We start from the raw sequence: 14237 nt of genomic DNA on the forward strand, positions 1-14237 counted from the left end.
TGATGGCGAAGCAGCAGGCAGTTGCAAGAGACACATTTGAAAAGGTGATGTTGCCTATCTATGCACCGGCAGATTTCGTTCCCGTGCGCGGTAAAGGGAGCCGAGTGTGGGATCAGCAAGGGCGAGAGTATGTGGATTTTGCGGGCGGTATTGCCGTGACGGCATTAGGGCATTGTCATCCTGCGTTGGTTGCTGCGCTACATGAACAAGGCGAAAAGCTGTGGCATGTGAGTAATGTTTTCACCAATGAGCCTGCGCTACGTCTGGCACAAAAACTGATTGATGCCACCTTTGCCGAGCGTGTCTTCTTTGCAAACTCCGGCGCGGAGGCAAACGAAGCGGCGTTTAAACTGGCTCGTTACTATGCTTCCAGCAAAATTAGCCCTTTTAAATCCAAGATTATTGCCTTCCACCACGCCTTTCATGGCCGTACCTTATTTACGGTTTCCGTGGGGGGTCAGCCAAAATATTCAGACGGCTTTGGCCCGAAGCCTGCCGACATTGTGCATGTGCCATTTAATGATTTAGACGCCGTTCGCGCTGTTATCGACGATCATACCTGTGCAGTGGTGCTTGAGCCCGTTCAGGGCGAGGGCGGCGTAATGCCTGCGACGCAAAGCTTCTTGCAAGGCGTGCGTGAGCTTTGCGATCGGCATCAGGCGTTGTTGGTGTTCGATGAAGTACAAAGTGGCATGGGCCGAACCGGTAAACTCTTTACCTACATGCACTACGGCGTAACGCCGGATATTCTCACCACCGCCAAAGCGCTGGGAGGCGGTTTTCCGATTAGCGCCATGTTAACAACTCATGAAATTGCCAGCGCCATGCAGGTAGGCACCCATGGTACCACCTATGGCGGTAATCCACTGGCCTGTGCGGTTGCTGAGGCGGCTTTGGACGTGATCAATACATCTGAGGTGATGGCGGGAATTGAAGAGCGCCATGGCCTATTTGTGGAAGCGCTGGAGAAGATCAATGCCCAATACAATATCTTCACTCAGGTGCGTGGAATGGGGCTGTTGTTGGGCGCTGAACTGAGCCCTGCCTATCACGGTAAGGCGCGAGATATCTTACATGCTGCCGCCAGTGAAGGACTGATGCTGCTGAATGCAGGGCCGGATATTCTACGGTTTGCGCCATCGCTGGTTGTCGAGTTTGCCGATATCCATGAAGGCATGGCACGGCTGGAAAAAGCCATTGCCAAAGTCGTAGGCGGTCATTAATCCCTGAGTTTACGGCTCATCCAAATCCCGTGATGTGGCCGTTGCCGCCATGCTATCGACGAAATGGTATGCATGGCGCGTAAGTGCGCAATGATGCGCCGCAGATGCACTTCAATTTGCGTAACGGGCATCCCGTTAGTTTCTTGATCGTCAGACTGAAATACGGCGGCGTTGTCATTGAGCGTTGGACCATCGTGCTCCAAACGTTGCTGGCAAAGCTGCAATGCAATTTCACAACGCTGCAAATAATCCTGTGCCAGATTCTCGGTAAGCATGTAGTGATCGCGTGCGAGGATCGTCATGGCATTGAGGTGCTCAACGATAAACTGGCTGTGGGTGATCCACAGGCGCATATCCGTTAAATAGCGTGAATCAAACCCCGGTTCCTGCATCGCCTGATTCAGCGAAGTAAAGACGGCGTTGTGTGCCTGATTCACTTTCATGCGCGCATAGGCCAGCGCAGCCGTTTTAGGTTCAGGCGACAGTAAAAGGCGCAGCTCGTCTTGATAGGCTTCTAATGCCTGATGCGCATTTTTACGCAGCAAGCCGCTTTGCCACTGTGGCCACAGCCAGATGGTGCTGGCAAAGGCAAGAATACAGCCGAGAACCGTATCGATGAGACGCGGAACTAAGAAATGTAGCCCGTTAAGCTGTAACAGCTGGAGCGTATACACCGCCGTGATGGTGAAACCAATCACGGCCAGCCCGTAATTTTTCCTGAGAACTAAATAAGCCGCGATGGTTATCACCAGCATGCAGCTTAGCGTGACGTTCAACGGCAGGTTGAGCTGGAGCAGTCCTGCGGCAGCAATTAGCCCAACGAAAGTGCCTAGCGCACGGTGCTGGATCCTAACGCGCGTTGCGTTATAGCCATTTTGGATCACCAGCATGATCGTCAGCAAAACCCAATAGGGCTTTGGCAGATGAAATAACATGCCGAGGCTACTGCCTGCCGCCAGCGTAATGCCTAATCGTGCGGCGTTGCGCAGCGCGACTGACTTTAACGAAAGATAGGCGCGCAACGCAGGCCAGAAGGGAAGCCGTTGCTGAGTGGACATCAGATTGCGTTGATATAATGGGCGTTGGCGCTCGAGTAGGCGAGCCACGCGGCTAAAATGGTAGTAACAGAATTTGCCAACGGGGTTATCTGGGTGCTGATTAGACAGTTTTTCTAGCGCAGATAGCTCGTTATCCATCGAGAAATGTTGGGGATAACGGTGATATAAAATATCGTCAGCAACCGTTTTGAGCCGTTCTGTAATGACCTGAGCATTGCGGCGTAAAATCGCTTCGGCCTGACTTTTTTCGACCAGCTTTTGTACTTCATCGGGCTGAGACAGGCTAACGGTGATGTGTTCTTGCAAATCTAATGCGACCTGAAAATAGCGCAGCAGGCGTTTGTATTCAGGATTATGCACCAACGAAAGCATGTGCATTTGTTGGTATATCTGAGCAATAAGATCCATCACTTTTTGCTGACGTTGCAGCAACGGAGGCAGTGCGGTTTCAGGATCGATATGCTGAGTTAGCAGGCTGTACTTGGCTTCCATGTAGTCGCCAAGCTGAACGTAAAGCTGGCTGAGGTTTTCGCGGATCGGTTGCCCCTTCCACAGCAGGAACCAAAACCAGGTGAAAGCGCCATACCAAATAGTACCGACAATATACAGCAGTGGCCCATGCCAGATCGGCACGCTTCCCGCCATACTCAGGGTAAAAATAGAGGCAACCAGCGCTGCTGGCATAAGTCGCGCATGTAGCGGGCTAATCTCACCGTTAACGCCGAGCAATAAAGCCAAACCGAGCATGATCAGCGGTAGGGGAATTTGCCAAAGTAAGCATTGCTGTAGCAGAAAACTGCTAAAGGCAAATAAGCTGCCGCCAACGACTAAGCGTTTGATAAAGCGTTTATGTGGGGTATCGAGTCCGGCAATATTGCAGCAGGCGGGAACTAAAGAGAACATCAGCCCAAGTTGTAGATTACCTATCAACAGACCGAATAGCACAGGAAGACACAGCACCAGCGTTTGACGCAGTGCGTAGTTGACTTCCGGGTGGTAGATGAACCGCCGCCACATAGCCAAAGAAACCCGTGCAGCAAGGCTACACGGGCGTCATCTATCAGCGAGTGCCGTAAACGACGATGGTTTTTCCGTGTGCGGAGATCAGATTTTGATCTTCCAGCATCTTCAGAATACGACCAACGGTTTCACGGGAGCAGCCAACGATCTGGCCAATTTCCTGACGAGTGATCTTGATCTGCATACCATCTGGATGAGTCATGGCATCTGGCTGTTTGGCCAGATTCAGCAGGGTCTGAGCGATACGACCGGTTACGTCCAAGAACGCAAGGTTGCCGACTTTTTCAGAGGTAACCTGTAAGCGGCTAGCCATCTGAGCAGAAAGGCGCATCAGAATATCTGGATTGACCTGAATGAGCTGGCGGAATTTCTTGTAGGAAATTTCAGCCACTTCACAGGCGGTTTTTGCACGAACCCAGGCGCTACGTTCTTGCCCTTCCTCAAATAAGCCTAGTTCACCAATGAAATCGCCCTGATTCAGATAAGAAAGGATCATTTCTTTGCCTTCTTCATCTTTAATCAATACAGCAACGGAGCCCTTAACGATGTAGTACAGGGTTTCAGCCTTTTCACCTTGGTGGATCAGGGTACTTTTGGACGGATACTTGTGGATATGGCAATGAGACAAGAACCATTCAAGAGTCGGGTCTGTTTGCGGTTTGCCGAGAACCATTCGCTATTATCCTCTGTTGTTATCGCTGCCCTAATATCGGGATACTGATCCTGACAGTGTGCTTATCGTGGCACGGGGCTTTGCTTATTAACTTGTTATAGCACTTCATAATCGAGATATAGAGTAATAGGCTAAGGTAATTATTTCCTAGAGTTATTGATCTATACCCGTTTCAATCCATAAAGATCCATTTCGGCATAGTTTGTAGCACAGCTTTGTGCAGGTGTCTTGTGTTGTCTCGCTTCAGCATCAAGAAGTGAGGCCTCGGATTGCCTGTTTTTTATAGAAAGCGTAGTCTGATGCCAAAATTTAACCAAAGGGGTGATAAACATGCAGGCACGAGTGAAATGGGTTGAAGGGATGACTTTTCTGGGTGAATCCGCTTCAGGACACCAGATTCTTATGGATGGAAACGCTGGCGACAAAGCACCAAGCCCAATGGAAATGGTGCTGATGTCTGCGGGTGGATGCAGTGCGATTGACGTGGTTTCAATTTTGCAAAAAGGGCGACTGGACGTGCGCGACTGTGAAGTGAAATTAACCTCTGAGCGTCGTGAAGAAGCCCCTCGTTTGTTTACTCATATCAATCTGCATTTTGTGGTTACCGGCAAAGGGCTGACCGATAAAGCCGTTGAACGTGCGGTTGCCTTATCGGCCGAGAAGTATTGCTCGGTAGCGCTGATGTTGGGTCAGGCGGTGAATATTACTCACAGCTTTGAAACTATCGTGGTTGAGTAACGTTTTTACTCCCAAGCATAGTTTTGGCATTCCCAACGTAATAAATCCAGGAATCGCCGCGCCGTTAAGGTGAGCGGCGATTTTTGCGAATAGAACACGCAGTATTGGGCGGTGGGTAAATCGTCGATAGGCAATGCACAGAGCGTATTGCCTAATCCCAGCGGAGTCCGCATCGCCCGAGCCACGATGGTCAGATATTGTGCCTGTTGCACCATGCTTAATCCGCAAACCACGGAGTCCGTTCGGATCGGTGATTGGCTAAGCTGGTGGTAAAAATTCCCCATGGCGGATTCTAGCTGCTGGTAATAACCCATATCGGTTTCGGGTATCAGCCATTTTGCGTGCTTCAGCTCTTCTAACGATTTCGCTTGAGAAAATGGGTTGTCGCGGTGAGCGATAATGCAAAAGGGCGATTCAAATAACGGCTCACGTACCAGATCTATTGGCGTGGTTTCGGCTGTTAGCGTGCCGATGGCAAAATCGAGTCGCCCTTCACGCAAAGCCGGTAGAAGCGTCGAGAGCTGCGCTTCTTTGGCGTGTATATTGGCCTGTGGAAACTGAGACTTAAAGGTATCAGCGGCCTGAGGAAACACGGTTAGCGCAATTAGCGATGAAAAGCCTACAGAAACTGATCCTTGAGAATATTGGCTTATCTGCTCAATTTCATCTGCCGCGCGCTGTAGTTCTTCCAAAATAAGCTGCGAGCGTGCCGCAAACGCGCTTCCTGTTTCAGTCAGCATCATTCCTTTGGCTCCGCGCACGATAAGCTGCGTATTCAGCGTATGTTCCAATTCTTTGATCGCTCTGCTTATTGCTGGCTGTGACTGGTTTAATGCGCGTGCGGCGGCGCGAATACTTCCGCGACGAATCACTTCCTGAAACGTTTTTAACTGCTGAATTTTTGGCAGATATTTCACCGCGCTTCCCCTATCAATAAAAAGCATCACCCCCAAAAAAATGACATCTTACACGGTGTGGGTAAAGACGATATTTTCATCAATGCCATCTGGCGCGCAGTTAATAAAAAGAAAGCGATGCACATCACATAAGCACCCCTATGCGTTTGAGCCTCTGTCAGGGTTGACGCCGTTCAGCGAGGAGTTTGGCTATGCAATTTCAGCGCCGTTCATTGATGATTTTTTTACTGTTTATCGGTTACGCCATCGTTTATATCGACAAAACCGTGGTGGGGTTTGCTCTGCTACCTATCGAACGTGAGTTTTCACTCCAGCCTGAGCAATTAGGCTATATCACCGGCGTTTTTTTCCTCGCCTATTCTATTTTCCAGATCCCCGCCGGTTGGCTTAACGATCGCTTCGGATTCAAAAAAGTCTTGTGTAGCTCACTGTTCCTGCTGGGCGGGTTTGCTATGTGCTTTGGCTGGTTGGGGCTCACTTTTGGTTTATTGCTGACGTTTCGTTTTCTAGCGGGTATGGGACATGCGGGCTATCCAACCTCCTGTGCGAAAGCGGTGACGGCGAATTTTCCCGTTGAGCAGCGTACTTTTGCTCAGTCTATTCTGTTGTCTTCGGCAGGACTGGCGATGACGTTAGGCCCGCTGGTGGCGGTATATTGCCTTGAGCATATTGGCTGGCGCGGGTCTTTTGCGTCGTTGGGGATTTTGGCATTTATAATCTCTGGCTGCATTTTATGGCTGGTGCCAAATCCACAAAGAGCATTGCCAATATCTTCTCCGCAGCGGCAGAGCGTGCCTTATCGCCAGCTGTTGAAAAGTCCTATCGTTATTTTGCTGTTTATCGCCATTTTTTGTTTGAACATTCCGTCCTACGGTCTGATGGCATGGCTGCCTAAATTCTTGGTGCAAAATCGTGGGCTGCCGCTGGGCGTATCCAGTTTAGTGGCGGCGGCGGGCGGATTAGGGATGTGGATTTCGTCTTTGTGCACCGGTTATTTCGTTGGCAAATACATGCAGGGTAAAGAGCACAAAGTGGTCTGCAGCTGTTCGTTGCTGAGCGCGGTGTGTATTGGGTTGGTTTACGCCACGTCTTCGGCTATTTCGGCCAGCCTGTTTTTATTCTTCGGTTATGTGTTCCTCATGGCGTCGTTTGTCACCGTTTTCACTTTACCAATGAAACGTTTGCCGACTGACGTAATGGGCGCCGCGATGGGGATTATTAACACCGGCGGTACCTTGGGCGGCTTTGTCGCGCCGATTGCCATGGGGTACCTGGTGAAGATGAGCCAAGGCTATTTTTCTACTTTTGTTTTTCTAGTTGTGGTGATGATTGTCTCTGGGCTGGTGATCCTGCCGTTGGCAGGTAAAACCTATCGCCCAGTTCGTGAAGCTGCGTAACGGGGGAGATGTACGATGAAATTTGAACTTGATGCTATGTTGTTATCTGTTATGCCGGATGTTATTCGTTGGCGTCGGCATATTCACGCACACCCTGAACTCTCCTTCCAAGAGCAGAAAACAGCCGACTATATTGCCGAACAACTGTCTCGTGTAGAGAACATTTCGATATCACGCCCGACGAATAACAGCGTGGTGGTTGATTTAGTGGGGGCATTGAGCGGCCCTCGCTATGCGTTACGCGCTGATATTGATGCATTACCGATTCAGGAAGAGAGCGAAGAGTCTTTTGCCTCAACGCATTCTGGTGTGATGCACGCATGTGGGCATGATTCGCATGCGGCGATGCTGATGGGCGCTGTCAGCGTTTTAGCTCAATGTCACCGCCAATTACGTGGACAGGTGCGCTTTATATTTCAGCACGCTGAGGAAGTTCCGCCCGGTGGCGCACAAGAGCTGATTAAGCTCGGTGTTTTAGACGGCGTGGACATGATTTTTGGTTTGCACGTCATGCCGAATTTCCCAACGGGGGTTGTGGGCTGGAAATCGGGCGTGTTTTGCGCATCCAGCGACAACTTTGATATCACCATCAAAGGAAAAGGCGGCCACGGCTCTATGCCGCAGCTGTGTATCGATCCGGTGGTTATTGGCGCTGAAGTGGTGACTGCGCTGCAAAATATCGTTGCGCGTAAAATCGATCCTTTGCAGACGCCGGTATTAACCGTTGCGACGTTTAAATCAGAGGGCGGCTACAACGTGATCCCTCAAACGGCTGCTTTGGCTGGCACGTTGCGCACTCATGTGGCGAGCGTGCGTGAGAAAGTGCCGCAGCTGGTTGAGCAAACCGTCGCAGGAATTACGCAGGCGCACGGAGCGGATTATGATATTCGCTGGACGCGAGGCTATACCATCGGCAATAACGACGTTGAGGCGAGCCGGATTGCGCGTGAGGTTATTGAGCGGCAACTCGGAAAAGAAACCGTGCTTGAAATGCCCGCGCCGATGTTTGGCGGCGAGGACTTCTCTTTTTATCTGGAGAAAGTACCGGGCTGTTTCCTGTTTATCGGCAGCGGGAATGAAAATTTGGGTGCAGTTTATGGCGTCCACAATCCAAAATTTAAATTGGATGAAGACGCTATGCGTATCGGCTTGAAGCTACATCTGGGCTTTATTCAGTATCTATTAATGGCCGAATAATCGGCGCGGTTATTCGATCTTTTTCCCTTCGATCAGGCGCTGCACCAGCGGCGTCATGATCAACTCCATCGCCAGCCCCATTTTCCCCCCAGGAACCACCAGTGTGTTGATGTGTGAAATAAACGAGCCTTGCAGCATCGCCAGTAGGTAAGGGAAGTCAATGTTGTCTAAGCCCTGAAAATGGATCACGACAAAGCTTTCATCGGAAGAGGGAATCGCTTTGGCGGCAAAAGGGTTGGAAGTATCAACCGTAGGCACTCGCTGGAAGTTTATGTGGGTGCGCGAGAACTGCGGCGTGATGTAAGTAATGTAATCTTCCATTGAACGCACCACTGAATCCATCACGGCTTCACGTGAATGGCCGCGCTCGCCGGTGTCTCGCACTAATTTTTGGATCCACTCCAGATTGACGATTGGCACCACACCTACCAGTAAATCGACGTGCTGCGCCACGTTATGCTGTTGGGTGACAACGCCGCCGTGCAGCCCTTCGTAAAAGAGCACATCGGTGGGTTCTGGCAGCGCTTCCCATGGGGTAAACGTACCCGGAACCTGATTGTAGGGAACGGCTTCATCGTAGGTATGCAGATATTTACGGGAACGCCCGCGACCGTGCTGGCCGTATTCAAGAAAGCTTTGTTCTAAAAAAGAGAAGTCATTGGCTTCGGGGCCGAAATAGCTGATGTGGCGGCCTTGTTCGCGAGCTTTACGAATTGCCGCGTCCATTTCTGGCCGCGTATAGCGGTGAAAACTGTCGCCTTCCAGTTCAGCAGCCTTGAGATGGAATTGCTGAAAAATTTTACGGAAGGCGACGCTGGTGGTGGTGGTACCGGCACCACTGGAGCCGGTTACTGCAATAATCGGGTGTTTGGCTGACATAGATAACACGGCTCCAGTGATTGGGGATTAACGGTTTATCTTAGACCGTAATAATTCATCTCTATGGTTGTATCCTGAATCTGGATATCGCTCCACTCTTTTGGTTTTGTTTTTAATTGGCCATTCAAAATGAGACTTTTGAGCTTAGCGCTATCGTGCTTGTTTTTAGCTAAATACTCGTCAAAGTCCATTTTGTTAATCACGGTCCATTTGCCCTCACGCTGGGCATAAACTTGGCAGAATGGCGCTTGAGGATCGCTGAAACTGCACAGGATAGGTTCTTGTTTACCATCCCCGTTCAGATCCAACGTTGTTAAAACACAGCTATTTGCCTGTAGGTAACATTCATCTATGCGCTCTTCCCGAAAGTTATTTTCTGATAGCGACGCCCACCAACTTGAATCTGGCGGTGTGACGCCTGCGGCGAGCTGTATGTTTTTACGTGCGTTCTCCACCGTAAGTATCGCGGGTTTTTGTTGATTGTCATCATTGTCATAACCCCCCCAGCGATTGGTTTGTATCAGTATTTTTTCCAGTTTTAATTTTCGGCCGGGATCGCTGATAAATTTGGCATCGTGGCGTAGTGCTTGAAGTGCGTCGTTGCCTCTACGGCCTGCATCAAAACGTAGCATGCTGAGATCCAGCTTATCCGGTGATACCTTTTCTGCGGCATAACGCTGCATCTGGTTGTTTACGCTAATGCGATACGGGTCGATGACTGGTGAATTGCAAAGAATGAGAATAGCCCCGATCAGGCACATCATCTTTTTGTTGATGTTGCCTAGCGAGTGAAGCCAGATCGTGTTTTTGCGTACTACGGCAGTTGCATAGGCGAGGCTCAGACAAAGCGACAAGCCAACAATGACAGCGGCCCATATCCGATCGGGTGTCCAGCCATGTTGCACGATCCTAAGACCTAAATAGTACGTGGCTAATATTGCGTAGACGGGCAAAACAAGTAGTGAGCCGTTGATGATATAGCGAATGATTTTTGGATAGGGTTTCTGCTCAGCATTGTCGGCGCTGAGGTATACCGCATTAACCAGCAGAGCTAATAGCAGAGACATGGTAGTAAGCAGCGTAGTGGCTGACGACCACTGCTTGGCTAAGGTGTTTATCCCTGTAAACGGCAAACTGAAGATAAAAATCAGTGCGAAAAACGACAGTAGAGGAAGCAAGCCTTTCACCACCAGAGAGAGGAGCTTGCGTACCGTGATGATTAACTTTTGGTTGGTCCGACAGATTAGAACGCCGATGGCGAGAACTAAGCTATTGGCAAAGTATGTGAATATTTGGTGCTTAAAGAAAAGATTGTAAAAGAAATCAATACCAATCAATTTGAAGAGGCCTGCGCCCAGCGACAAAATCCCCCACATCAAGCCCGCAATAAGCAGGGTTAATACTACTGTGATGGTATTTTTCCAAATAGAGTTGTGCAAATCAGCGTAGTTGGCTGGTGAGTTTGGGTTTTCTATTCGCACCTGCAGCCATGGCAGGGTGACAAAGATAATCGCGGCAAGAGAGAAATAAAATGTCGCTAAAATGCCGGTTCCATAATCTCTTAGACCAACATCGTTCCAATTTACCCACGTTGTCATGGCGATAAAAATCACGGCGTAGGCAAGCAGTGCTTTCCAGAGCGTTTTGTTGCGTAATGTATTAACCGACAAGACGAACAACAAAGGTAGCGATAGTGATAATACCAACACATACAGCAGCGTGGTCTTATGGCCTAGCCTCCACTCTTGAGTGCTGAAGTCGTTGCATAGGTAGAGTAATGCACCCTGCATGAGACACGCGATAATAATCAATATGCGAGTGTTGAACGGTAAATCAGAGGGCGATATTTTAGATTCGGAACTATGTTGGGTGACGTTTTGTGAAAGTAGAGACATCCATGCTTCTCCTGATTGTTTAAGCGCCGCTTTTGACATCAAACCAGCCAAAATATTTGGATGCCTTTACTTAATATTGGTTTTATTAACCGGATGTTTAAAGGCTACTCATACTCTTCTGGTGCATCTCGGAACTGCCCTTTAGGCATGATATTCACCGTTTCATGGAGTTCTGACCACACCAAAACGGCTTCACCATTTTTTAGCTGCCGACGCACGTCTTCAACCTTTTGCGTCAATGACTTTTCATGTACGCCATAGTCGGTGCCTTCGCGCAGAACGAAGGATTCGATCAAACTATCCAGCGTATCTGCGGCCAAATTTTCCCAAGGGATAATCACTGCGTGTTCTCCAAAAATGGGGTTAACCAAGAAGGGATGCGTTGTTCTAACCACATCTGAGGTTTGTTAAAACTGCCACCGATGAAGCCAACGTGTCCACCAAATTCGGTGAGCTGATATTCAATATTAGGCGGTAAATCTTCCGGCCGTGGGATCACTTCCGGTGTCATAAACGGATCGTCTTTAGAATGGATGATGAGCAGCGGAACGGTGATTTTTGGCAACAGCGGTAGGGCGCTACAGCGACGGTAGTAGTCCGTTGCATTATCAAATCCGTGGATACGTGAGGTAATCACATCATCGAAATCGCGAATGCGTTTTAAACCTTTCAGCGTTTTTAAGTTCAACGGTAAGGTGTTTGGGTAGCGTTCGAGCTTACGCTGGGCGTTCTGCTTGAGCTGGCCTAAGAGATAGCTTTGATAAACCCGTGAAAAACCTTGTTCTAGCCGATATGAGCAGGGCTCCAACATCAGCGGGGCGGAAACAATAACGGCGGCATTGAGCGTGGCATTTTCGCCTTCTTGGCCTAAATAGTAAGCCAGCATATTGCCGCCGAGTGAAATACCCACCGCGGCAGTGGGCGCCTCGCCGTAAGTTTCGCGTAGCCAGTTGAGGAAGAAGCGCGCATCTTCGGTTTCACCTGAATGGTAGATGCGGTTCATTTTATTTGGCTCTCCGCTACAGCCGCGAAAATGCATAACCACACCCAGCCATCCGGCTTCTTTCCATGCGTGCAGCAAACCATGTGCATAGGGGCTGTAGAAACTCCCTTCTAAACCATGGAACAGCACGACTCGCGGCTTATGCTGCGCCTGTTCAGGCGGCTCGCTCCACGCTAGGTCAATAAAGTCACCGTCGGGTAAGGCTAAGCGCTGCCAGTGTGGCTGTAATAGCGGCTTGCGCCGGAATAACCTTGGCAAAATAGTTTGCAGATGCGGATTACTTATTCCGCGCATAGGAGAGAATTGATTATTCATAAGGTGATTAATTTTCATGTCATCGTTCTTGTGCGATCAATATCACACTGATAGCTTCAAGGTCACGACAAACATAAAGGGGTGGGAGTGCCCAACAAATGGAACTTGGTCTATTTCTTTCAATGCTAGGGTTTTTGTGGGTAGCGGCGATCACGCCTGGGCCAAATAATATGCTGCTGACCTCGTCGGGGGCGAACTTTGGCTTTATGCGCTCGGTGCCGTTGATGCTGGGTATTATGCTTGGAATGCAGTCGCTGCTGCTTTTAGTAGCGTTTGGCGTTGGTAGCCTGCTGCTGGTTTACCCTACGTTGCATACCGCCCTAAAAATATTGGGTAGCTTATATCTGCTGTATATCGCTTGGAAAATCGCGACCTCCAGCTATGAAAAACTCGACCCCACGGCGGTAAAAGTTAAAAAACCGGTTAATTGGTATCAAGGCTGGTTGCTTCAATTCTTGAATCCCAAAGCGTGGCTGATGGGATTAGGTGCCGTCGCCAGTTTTAGCCTTGCGGGTACTGAATATAATCATTCCATTATTGCGATCAGCGTCGCGATGTTTTTGGTTAATTTAGTCTCCGGCATTATTTGGCTAGGTTTTGGCACCGTGATTGGTCGCTTGCTGAACAGCCGTCGCGCTTGGTTTACGTTTAACATCTCCATGGGATTGCTGACCGCAGCCTGTGTCTTGCTCATTTGGCACTGATTCAGATGTCTCCAGCTCGCTGGAGACGCGTTCATTTCTTCAATGTGATATGCCGTCGATAACATTGACCCTAGCCGCTCAGACGCCAAACTTCAATTATCTCTATTTGGAATAAAGAATAATTTTTTATTCCTTCTTAACTAAATTTCGCTCAGCTAAAACTGTGTTCAACGCGGGGCATTGTGCTCCTGACTCAGAAAAATAAGCGGAGCAGATGATGGCGAACAAACCTTTTTCTTTACGTAGCGTGGCTGCGTTTCTCACCCTCTCTTTAGCCGCAACGAGCGCATATGCACTTGATGTGACCGTGGCGTATCAAACTTCCGCAGAACCGGCCAAAGTGGCACAGGCGGATAACGCCTTTGCCAAAGCCTCAGGCGCGAAGGTGGATTGGCGTAAGTTCGACAGCGGTTCAAGCGTAGTGAAAGCTTTAGCTTCCGGCGACGTGCAGATTGGTAATATTGGCTCTAGCCCGTTGGCCGCAGCGGTGAGCCAAGGCTTGCCGATTGAAGTTTTTCTGCTGGCCTCTCAGTTGGGGAACTCAGAAGCGCTGGTGGTGAAAAAAGAGATTAAATCTCCGCAGGATCTTATCGGTAAGCGTATTGCCGTTCCTTTCGTTTCAACCACGCACTACAGCCTGCTTGCGGCGCTTAAGCATTGGGGAATCAAACCCGATCAGCTCACCATTTTAAACCTTCAGCCACCGGCGATTGCTGCGGCGTGGCAGCGCGGTGATATCGATGGCGCTTATGTTTGGGCGCCTGCGGTTAACGAATTGGTGAAAACCGGCAGCGTGTTAACCGACTCAGAACAGGTCGGCAAATGGGGCGCACCGACGCTGGACGTATGGGTAGTACGTAAAGACTTCGCGCAACAGCATCCCGATGTAGTAACGGCTTTTGCGCGCACGACGTTAGCGGCGCAGAAGGCCTATTTGGCCGCGCCCGAGCAGTGGCTGCAAGACGGACAGAATGTCGACAAGCTCTCCAAGCTGAGCGGTGTTCCGCAAGATCAGGTTCCAGGATTGGTGAAGGGAAACCGTTATCTGCCCGTTGCTGAGCAGGTTAATGAGTTGGGCCAGCCGGTAGATAAAGCCATTCATGATACCGCCGTGTTTTTACAGCAGCAGGGCAAAATTCCTCAGGTGGCAGCAGATTATCGTAGCTTCGTGAATAACCAGTTTGTGAAGCAAGTGCAGGCTGAGCCTCAGTCATAAGG

At 49.7% G+C, this 14237-nt stretch carries 13 protein-coding genes; 6 read left to right on the plus strand and 7 right to left on the minus strand.

Annotated elements, in window-relative coordinates; all coding sequences use genetic code 11:
- Positions 1-2 precede the first annotated feature (2 nt).
- Positions 3-1223: a bifunctional acetylornithine/succinyldiaminopimelate transaminase gene (gene argD, locus DSM2777_RS04970; protein ID WP_061553328.1), complete on the plus strand. Its 1221-nt coding sequence runs from the start codon at positions 3-5 to the stop codon at positions 1221-1223.
- Here argD and DSM2777_RS04975 read toward each other — a convergent pair.
- Both DSM2777_RS04975 and crp read right to left on the minus strand, forming a co-directional pair.
- Complete coding sequence (locus tag DSM2777_RS04975; protein WP_046460044.1) at positions 1220-3298, minus strand: YccS/YhfK family putative transporter; 2079 nt, start codon at positions 3296-3298, stop codon at positions 1220-1222. The two genes, argD and DSM2777_RS04975, sit on opposite strands and share 4 nt — an antisense overlap.
- A gap of 43 nt (positions 3299-3341) precedes the next feature.
- Entirely contained in the window at positions 3342-3974 is a 633-nt protein-coding gene (crp, locus tag DSM2777_RS04980) for a cAMP-activated global transcriptional regulator CRP (RefSeq protein WP_004090925.1), read from the minus strand.
- 330 nt (positions 3975-4304) lie between these two features.
- On the opposite strand from crp, the gene DSM2777_RS04985 reads away from it, so the two are divergent.
- Entirely contained in the window at positions 4305-4712 is a 408-nt protein-coding gene (locus tag DSM2777_RS04985) for an OsmC family protein (RefSeq protein ID WP_025799244.1), read from the plus strand.
- 5 nt (positions 4713-4717) lie between these two features.
- Here DSM2777_RS04985 and DSM2777_RS04990 read toward each other — a convergent pair whose 3' ends face one another.
- Positions 4718-5629, minus strand: coding sequence for a LysR substrate-binding domain-containing protein (locus tag DSM2777_RS04990; protein WP_061553329.1), 912 nt, complete (start codon positions 5627-5629; stop codon positions 4718-4720).
- Between the two features lie 191 nt (positions 5630-5820).
- Between DSM2777_RS04990 and DSM2777_RS04995 the strand changes: the two genes are divergently transcribed.
- Both DSM2777_RS04995 and DSM2777_RS05000 read left to right on the plus strand, forming a co-directional pair.
- Positions 5821-7026 (plus strand): MFS transporter, encoded by a 1206-nt coding sequence (locus DSM2777_RS04995; protein WP_061553330.1) that lies wholly within the window; start codon positions 5821-5823, stop codon positions 7024-7026.
- 15 nt (positions 7027-7041) lie between these two features.
- A complete protein-coding gene (locus tag DSM2777_RS05000) occupies positions 7042-8223 on the plus strand; it encodes an amidohydrolase (RefSeq protein ID WP_061553331.1) in 1182 nt (393 codons plus the stop codon).
- Positions 8224-8232: 9 nt separating this feature from the next.
- Here the strand turns inward: DSM2777_RS05000 and DSM2777_RS05005 are convergent, their stop codons facing one another.
- From DSM2777_RS05005 to DSM2777_RS05020, 4 genes are all read right to left on the minus strand, one after another.
- Positions 8233-9102, minus strand: a complete 870-nt coding sequence (locus DSM2777_RS05005) for a phosphoribulokinase (protein ID WP_025799235.1) — start codon at positions 9100-9102, stop codon at positions 8233-8235.
- Between the two features lie 35 nt (positions 9103-9137).
- The gene (locus DSM2777_RS05010; RefSeq protein ID WP_061553332.1) at positions 9138-10997 is read right to left on the minus strand and encodes a DUF4153 domain-containing protein; all 1860 of its coding nucleotides are present in this window, start codon (positions 10995-10997) and stop codon (positions 9138-9140) included.
- Between the two features lie 104 nt (positions 10998-11101).
- Complete coding sequence (locus tag DSM2777_RS05015) at positions 11102-11338, minus strand: YheU family protein (protein ID WP_025799233.1); 237 nt, start codon at positions 11336-11338, stop codon at positions 11102-11104.
- Positions 11335-12315: a hydrolase gene (locus tag DSM2777_RS05020; RefSeq protein WP_061555332.1), complete on the minus strand. Its 981-nt coding sequence runs from the start codon at positions 12313-12315 to the stop codon at positions 11335-11337. The genes DSM2777_RS05015 and DSM2777_RS05020 overlap by 4 nt, the downstream gene beginning before the upstream one ends.
- A 98-nt stretch (positions 12316-12413) precedes the next feature.
- Here DSM2777_RS05020 and DSM2777_RS05025 point away from each other — a divergent pair, with 98 nt between their 5' ends.
- On the plus strand, positions 12414-13019 hold the full coding sequence (locus DSM2777_RS05025) for a LysE family translocator (protein WP_061553333.1): 606 nt from the start codon (positions 12414-12416) through the stop codon (positions 13017-13019).
- Positions 13020-13236: 217 nt separating this feature from the next.
- A complete protein-coding gene (gene tauA / locus DSM2777_RS05030) occupies positions 13237-14235 on the plus strand; it encodes a taurine ABC transporter substrate-binding protein (RefSeq protein WP_061553334.1) in 999 nt (332 codons plus the stop codon).
- Positions 14236-14237: the final 2 nt, after the last annotated feature.

This window comes from Obesumbacterium proteus (assembly GCF_001586165.1).
Taxonomy (GTDB): domain Bacteria; phylum Pseudomonadota; class Gammaproteobacteria; order Enterobacterales; family Enterobacteriaceae; genus Hafnia; species Hafnia protea.

What these genes read in the sequence shown, in the direction of transcription:
- argD (WP_061553328.1), top strand. Translation starts at nt 3, where the DNA reads ATGGCGAAGCAGCAGGCAGTTGCAAGAGACACATTTGAAAAGGTGATG.
- DSM2777_RS04975 (WP_046460044.1), bottom strand. Translation starts at nt 3,298, where the DNA reads ATGTGGCGGCGGTTCATCTACCACCCGGAAGTCAACTACGCACTGCGT.
- crp (WP_004090925.1), bottom strand. Translation starts at nt 3,974, where the DNA reads ATGGTTCTCGGCAAACCGCAAACAGACCCGACTCTTGAATGGTTCTTG.
- DSM2777_RS04985 (WP_025799244.1), top strand. Translation starts at nt 4,305, where the DNA reads ATGCAGGCACGAGTGAAATGGGTTGAAGGGATGACTTTTCTGGGTGAA.
- DSM2777_RS04995 (WP_061553330.1), top strand. Translation starts at nt 5,821, where the DNA reads ATGCAATTTCAGCGCCGTTCATTGATGATTTTTTTACTGTTTATCGGT.
- DSM2777_RS05000 (WP_061553331.1), top strand. Translation starts at nt 7,042, where the DNA reads ATGAAATTTGAACTTGATGCTATGTTGTTATCTGTTATGCCGGATGTT.
- DSM2777_RS05005 (WP_025799235.1), bottom strand. Translation starts at nt 9,102, where the DNA reads ATGTCAGCCAAACACCCGATTATTGCAGTAACCGGCTCCAGTGGTGCC.
- DSM2777_RS05010 (WP_061553332.1), bottom strand. Translation starts at nt 10,997, where the DNA reads ATGTCTCTACTTTCACAAAACGTCACCCAACATAGTTCCGAATCTAAA.
- DSM2777_RS05020 (WP_061555332.1), bottom strand. Translation starts at nt 12,315, where the DNA reads ATGAATAATCAATTCTCTCCTATGCGCGGAATAAGTAATCCGCATCTG.
- DSM2777_RS05025 (WP_061553333.1), top strand. Translation starts at nt 12,414, where the DNA reads ATGGAACTTGGTCTATTTCTTTCAATGCTAGGGTTTTTGTGGGTAGCG.
- tauA (WP_061553334.1), top strand. Translation starts at nt 13,237, where the DNA reads ATGGCGAACAAACCTTTTTCTTTACGTAGCGTGGCTGCGTTTCTCACC.